The 7,434-nt window shown below is 55.8% G+C and carries 3 protein-coding genes; 2 read left to right on the top strand and 1 reads right to left on the bottom strand.

Features of this window, described 5'->3' with window-relative positions:
- A partial coding sequence (locus tag Q0510_RS22645) for a SusC/RagA family TonB-linked outer membrane protein (protein WP_298716817.1) occupies positions 1 to 1,397 on the bottom strand: 1,397 nt, incomplete at its 3' end.
- A gap of 233 nt (positions 1,398 to 1,630) precedes the next feature.
- On the opposite strand from Q0510_RS22645, the gene Q0510_RS22650 reads away from it, so the two are divergent.
- Entirely contained in the window at positions 1,631 to 4,948 is a 3,318-nt protein-coding gene (locus Q0510_RS22650; protein WP_298716820.1) for a DEAD/DEAH box helicase, read from the top strand.
- A gap of 139 nt (positions 4,949 to 5,087) precedes the next feature.
- Positions 5,088 to 7,434: M16 family metallopeptidase (locus Q0510_RS22655; RefSeq protein ID WP_298716823.1), on the top strand; the 2,347-nt coding region annotated here is incomplete at its 3' end.

Below are 7,434 nucleotides of genomic sequence, written 5' to 3' on the forward strand. Positions count from 1 at the left end.
TAATGGAGGGGGCTGAAAGATTGTTCTGCATTGGGATAGTGGCGGTTATCGGCCCAGGTGCCGTCTGCGTATTTCACCGGGAGGAAGGGCAATGCCTCGGCGATCATGCGCATGGGAAGGTAGTCGAAGTCCACGAGGTTTTCTTCCTGGTTGTTGTAGCTGAGGGTGCCGCCTACTTTGAGCCAGGGTTTCACCTGGTCGTCGAACGTAAAGCGGGCGGAATATCTTTTGAGGTAAGATGTTTTGATAAGGCCCTGGTCGTTGCGGTACCCGAGCGAAGCGGCGTAGCTGCTTTTTTCGTTGCCGTTGGAGAAGCCCAGCTGATGGTTCTGGGAGATGCGGTGCTGGGTGGCTTCTTTCAGCCAGTCGGTATCGTACAGCGGGTTGCCGTTGCCGTCGAATATCCGGGGGTCGGTACGTGCCAGCGCGGGGTTGCGGCCGGTGTATTTGCCGGCGTCCCATCCGGCGGGGTCGTACTTCTCCATGTTTTTATATGCCAGGTCTTCCACTGCCAGGAACTCCTTTGCGTTGAGGAATTTCGGGAAGTTGGGCCCTACGGTGGGCACGCTGTAATCGCCGTTGTAGGTGACTTCGCTCCCGCCGGCTTTGCCTCTTTTGGTGGTGATGAGCACTACGCCGTTGGCGCCGCGCGCACCGTAGATCGCGGTGGCCGATGCGTCTTTCAGCACCTCCACGGCTACCACGTCGTTGGGATTGATGTAATCGATTGGCTGGCTGCCTACGGCCTGGGTGGAAATGGGCATCATCACGCCGTCGATGACGTATAACGGGTTGTTGGAAGAGTTGATGGAACTGAAACCGCGGATGCGCATTTCGGTTTTGCCGCCGGGCCTGCCGGAATTGGTGTTCACCTGAACGCCGGCCACTTTCCCGGCCAGCGCCTGGTTGAGGGAAGAAGCGGGGCGTTCCTGGAGGCGCTCGGCCCGCACGGAACCAACGGCCCCGGTGAGGTCCGATTTGCGTTGCGTGCCGTAACCGATCACCACCACTTCGTTGAGGGATTCCTTGCTGGTTTTCAGGATGATGTTCAGCGTAGTCTGGCTGCCCACGGATACTTCCCGCGATTCCATGCCGGAATAGCTGAAAACCAGCACGGATGCCGCTCCTGGTACGGAGATGCGGAAGGTGCCGTCTGCCCCCGTAACCGCGCCTTTACTGGTGCCTTTGATGCGGATGGTGACGCCCGGCAGGGCTTCGCCCTTTTCATCTTTTACGATGCCTGTGATCACGATCTCATCCGCCGCCGTGGCGAGCCTTGCGGCCGGAAGGGCGTTCCCCGTGGCGGGAAGGCCGGATAACAACAATATAAAACCGCAGGTGTGGAACCACGGCCGGAATAACAGCCGGATAGCGTGCTTAACAATTGCCCCATTCATGTTGGATAAGTTGAAACGGTTCAATGATAATGGTTGCGGAAGCATTTTCCCGGTTGGCTCAGCGGCCGGTGGAGCGGCTTCCTTATGCCACCAAAGTAGAGCGAATTACTTAACCAAAATGTTCTGTACTTACCCCGATTTGTAACATGTTTAACCTGTCACATAATGGAAATTTAGCATTTCAACGCTCGTTTCAAGATGCCATCCCCCGGAACCCATATATTTGCATGCACATGGAATTTTCGGAACCATACATCATCCCCGCCGCCACGATTGGCGCGTTATCGATTTACGACCTGCTGCAACATATGGGGCATATCCCCGAACCGGGCGCCGCGCAAGGCATCATCCCGCTTTCCCTGGCGATCGGGGATGGCACGTTCACCAGGCAGGCCGCCAATGAAGACGCGCCGGTGGTCAGCGTGCGGCAAACCGAAAACGCCATCGCTACCGCCTGCACCTGCGGCGGTAAAACCGACGGACTTTGCGGGCACCAGGCGGAAGTGCTTTCGGGCATCATCGAAAAGCACCAATACCGCGTTTTCTTCGACGCACCACTGCGCCGGAAGATCCTGCTGCGGACGGCCGGGGATTACGGTCTGGAAAATGAGCCCGATCTCGACAAGCACTTCCGCATCACCCATACCGGCGCCGATTTGCTGATCGAGCCCATCCAGCCCGCGCTCATCCGGGTCGATGAACGCGCGTTACTTGAGGAGCTCCGCCCCCTGCCAACAGCAAAACCTTCCGATAACGAAGGGCGCATCATCCTGGTGGTGGACAAGCACCGCCTCTACCAGCAACCATCGTTCACGCTCATGCACGCCGGCACCACGCAGGCCGGCAAGATCAAAAATCCCATCGCGCAGGTCGACCTGCTGCACCTACTTTGCGAAAGCCAGGACCCTGCCGTCATCAAATTCATCGCCGCCCTGTCGTCCATCTCGCAGAAAGCGATCGACATGCACCACCCTTCCGACCTGCAGACCCTGCGGATCATCAGCGCCAACCCCATGCAGCTCGAGGTATACCAGCACGACCGCAGTATCACGGACACCGTTTCCATCCGGTCCCTGGTACCGATCAGCTTGCACGTGCAGAAAGCGGAGATCGCGCTGAGCGTATTCCGGAAATCGCCTTTTTATGAGATCACCGGCAAACTGCGGCTCCAGGATATTGAGATCCCATTCGATAAGGTTACCCTGCGATATCAGCAATTCGTCGTATACCGGCATGGCTTGTACTTGCTCGACAACCCGAACCTGACCCGCGTCATCCGTTTCTTCAAACGCAACAACGAAATGTTGTACGTCCACGAATCGAAATTCGAGCACTTCCGGCAAACGGCCCTCCGCTCGCTGGAGCATCTCGTTCATATCGACTACAGTTATATCAGGCCGGCAACGGCCGCGCAGCTGGCGGAAAAGAAACGCAGTGCTGAAAGGCTCGTGTACATCCAGCAGCAGGGCGTGTACATCGCCATCACGCCGGTGATGAAATACGGGGAGCTGGAAGTACCGGTTTATTCCCTCAAACAACTGACCGACACTGACCAGCACGGCAGGGAATACAAAGTGAAACGCAACAGCGAAGCGGAGCTCGATCTCACCCACCTCGTCATGCACCAGCACCCGGATTTTAAAGAGCAAATCGAGGAACATGAATACTTCTATCTGCACAAAAGCAAATTCCTGGATAACGACTGGTTCCTGCACGCTTTCGAGGCCTGGCGGGCGGCGGGCGTCACCATCATGGGTTTCAACAACCTGCCCGGGATCAACCGCAGCGGGCATAAAGCCAGCATCCGGATCATGATCAACAGCGGTATCGATTGGTTCAACGCCAGCGTACAGGTTAGTTTCGGGGGGAAGCGCGCGTCGTTGAAATACCTGAACAAAGCCATCCGCAATAAAAGCAAATACGTGGAACTGGGCGATGGCACCACCGGCCTGCTGCCCGCCGAATGGATCCAGCGCCTGGCCAAATTCTTCCAGGCCGGGGAAATTGATGCGGAAATGCTCAAATTCCCCAAAAGCAGCTTTTCAGAAGTGTCGGAATTGTTTGAAAAGGAAATGTTGGATGAAGCGGTCCAAACCGAAATCGCACATTTCAAAAAAGCATTTGGGCCAGCCGGCAAAATCGCACCCGTCACAATCCCTTCCGGATTGCAAACGGAATTACGGCATTATCAACAGGACGGCCTGAACTGGCTGCACCATCTCGATAACCATAACTTCGGCGGCTGCCTGGCCGACGACATGGGTTTGGGCAAAACCATCCAGGTCATCGCCTTCATCCTTTCCCTCAAAGCGCAAAACGGCCACGCGACGCACCTGGTAGTGGCCCCAACTTCTGTTCTATTTAACTGGCAGGCAGAAATACAACGTTTTGCCCCTGAACTGAAGGTGCAGCTCCATCATGGCCCCGGCCGCGCGAAAACCGCGGCGAACATGGGTAAATATGATGTCATACTCACGAGTTACGGCACCTTACCCGCTGACATCAGCATCCTCAAATCATTCCGGTTCGATTACATCTTCCTCGACGAATCGCAGGCCATCAAAAATCCCGGCTCGGAGCGGTACAAAGCGGCCCGGTTGCTCCAGGCCCGCAACCGGATCGTGATTACAGGAACGCCGGTGGAGAATAATACGGTCGATTTGTACGGCCAGCTTTCGTTTGCCTGCCCCGGACTGCTGGGTAGCAAGCAATATTTCAAAGAGATCTATGCCATCCCGATCGATAAGTTCGGTTTCACGAAACGCGCCATGGAGTTGCAGCGCACCGTCAAACCCTTCATCCTCCGCCGCACCAAGAAACAGGTAGCGCTGGAGTTGCCTGAGAAAACGGAGCTGACCATCTATTGCGAAATGAACGCCGAACAGCGGAAAGTCTACGACGCCTGCGAACAGGAATTGCGGGATTACATCGCGGCATCTACCGTGGAGGAGATCCACAAAAACAGCATGCACGTGCTGACAGGCCTCACCCGGCTGCGCCTCATCTGCAACTCGCCCGAACTGCTGAAGGAAGGGCTTCCCGCCGGCAATTCCGTTAAGATCGAAGTGCTGACAGAGCAGATCGTCAACAAGTCGCGGGAGCACAAGATCCTCGTTTTCTCCCAGTTCACCGGCATGCTGGACCTGATCCAGGCGGAACTGGAAAGACTGGAAATCCCATTCGAGCTGCTCACAGGCCAAACCCGGAACCGCGGTGAAAAGGTGAACAACTTCCAGACGAACGGCGCCATCCGCGTGTTCCTCATCAGCCTGAAAGCCGGCGGCGTGGGCCTCAACCTCACCGAAGCGGATTATGTGTATATCGTGGATCCCTGGTGGAACCCCGCCACGGAGAACCAGGCCATCGACCGCAGCCATCGCATCGGGCAGCGGAAGAACGTCATGGCCGTCCGGCTCATCTGCAGCGGTACCGTCGAGGAGAAAATCAGGCATTTGCAGGCCCGGAAGCAGCAATTGGCCCAGGATCTCATTCATACCGACGCCACGATGCTGCAGCATTTGTCCAAGGCGGAGCTGCTGGAAATCCTCTAATAAAAGGGGGCCTGGCCGGCGTAAAAAGCTTCTCGTAGCGCCTCCACCCATCCTTCCCTATTGCAGCTGGCACAAATTCCGGCTTGCTTTTGCAACAATGTATCATATATTTGATAATTATAAAACCAACCGTCCAACCATGAAAATGAAAGTCTTACTGCTCGCCTGCGCGCTGATCGCAAGCAGCACAGTATTTTCGCAGTCGCAGCCGTACCAGTGGAAATCGGCTTCCTCCGGCGGGTACAATTACAAATACGTCACCAACGATCCCAGCAAAGCCCGGTTCTACACGCTGAAGAACGGGCTGACCGTGGTGCTGTCGCAGAACAACAAAAAACCGGTGATCTACTACCGCGCCGCCGTTCGCGCCGGCAGCAACACCGATCCCAAGCACGCCACGGGCCTCGCCCACTACCTGGAGCACCTGCTCTTCAAAGGGACCGACAAGTTCGGCACCATGGATTACGCGAAAGAAAAACCGCTGCTGGATAAGATCGACGCGCTGTACGAACAGTACAACAAAACCACCGACGCCGCCAAACGCAAGGAGATTTACGCCGAAATCGACAAAACCTCCGGCGAGGCGTCCAACTATTCCATCGCCAACGAGTACGACAAGATCATGACGTCTATCGGCGGGCAAACTACCAATGCGCATACCTGGTACGAGGAAACGGTGTACAAGGAGGATTTCCCTTCCAACGCTACCGATAAATTCCTGGCCCTCCAGGCCGAGCGCTTCCGCAATCCCGTTTTCCGCCTCTTCCACACGGAGCTGGAAACGGTGTATGAAGAAAAGAACCGCTCCCTCGACAACGACAATTCCAAGATGTTCGAGCAGGTACTGGCAGCGCTGTTCCCGACCCACAATTACGGGCAGCAGTCTACCATCGGCGTTATCGAGCACCTGAAGAACCCGTCGCTGGTGGAGATCCGGAAATATTACAATAAATATTACGTGCCGAACAATATGATCATCGCCATGGCCGGGGACCTGAACCCCGACGAGATGATCAAAAAGATCGATGCGTCGTTCGCTTATATGAAAGCCAAACCGGTCGACCTGTACAATCCCGCGCCTGAAAAACCGCTGACCAGCATACAGCAGGTAGAAATCCTCGGGCCCAACGCGGAGAGCGTAGGCATCTTCTACCGCGGTTTCGCGGAGAACACCCGGGAAGCGATGCTGCTCGATCTCGTGTCCAGCATCCTGTCCAACGGCAAAGCCGGCCTGCTCGACATCAACCTCAACAAGCAACAACAGGTACTGCGCAGCGATGCGGGCACCCAGCAAATGAAAGACTACGGTTTCTTCATGATGTCTGCCCAACCCAAACAAGGCCAGACGCTCGACCAGGCCCGCGACCTGCTGCTGGCCCAGCTGCAGAAGGTGAAAAACGGGGAGTTTGATGAAAGCCTCATCCCCGCCATCGTCGCCAATACCAAACTGAAACTGCTGACTTCCTTCGAAGAGAATGAATTCCGCGTGGAAGCGCTCACCAACGAGTTCATCCTCAACCGCGGCGTGAAATGGGATAAATCCCTCGCCAGCACCGACGATATGGGCAAAGTAACCAAAGCGGAGATAACCGCTTTCGCCAAACGCTTCTTTGCCGACAATTATGTAGTGGCTTATAAACGGAAAGGGGAAGATAAAAACGTGGCCAAGGTAGACAAACCGCAGATCACCCCGGTGAAAACCAACTCCGAGTTCACTTCTCCCCTGGCGAAAACGCTGATCGGCATGCCCGTGAAGCCCATCCAGCCGCAATTCCTCGATTATAAAAAAGATCTCCAGTTCGGTAAAGCCGGCATCGCCGACGTCATCACCGTGGAAAATAAAGACAACAGCCTGTTCCGCCTGACCTACCGCTTCGACCTCGGTTCCTGGAACAACCAACTGCTGCCCTACGCCGCGCAATACCTCAGCTATCTCGGCACCGACAAATACACTTCCGAAGAGATCAGCAAGCAATTCTACACCATTGCCTGCAGCTATAACTTCGCCGTAGCCAACGAGGAAGCCTCCATCACCGTAACCGGCCTCCAGGAAAACTACGACAAAGCCGTGGCCCTGGTGGAGCACATTTTCGCCAATTGCCAGCCGAACGACAACGCGCTCGCCGGCATGAAGAGCGCCATCCTCAAGAATCGTGAAAACGCCAAACTGAACAAGGGCAATATCCTGAACGGACTGGTGAGCTACGCCCAATACGGCGCCTCCAATCCCTTCAACCACACGCTCACCAACGAACAGGTAACGCAGATCACTTCCCGGCAGCTGATCGATCTCCTGCACAACATCAAAAACTACCAGCATACGATCACGTATTACGGTCCGCAGGCGCTCAACAGCTTTGTGGCCGGCATCAGCAAGCTGCATCCCGTTCCGGCCACCTTTACGGCCGCCGCTCCCGCGAAGCAGTTCAGCTACAGTCCCGCTACCGGGCAGGTGTTCTTCGCTGATTACGACATGGTGCAGGCGG

The sequence above is a fragment of the uncultured Chitinophaga sp. genome (assembly GCF_937874145.1).
Taxonomy (GTDB): domain Bacteria; phylum Bacteroidota; class Bacteroidia; order Chitinophagales; family Chitinophagaceae; genus Chitinophaga.

Bases quoted from the DNA above. Each gene is read 5' to 3' on its own strand.
- Q0510_RS22650 (WP_298716820.1), top strand. From the start codon at position 1,631: ATGGAATTTTCGGAACCATACATCATCCCCGCCGCCACGATTGGCGCG.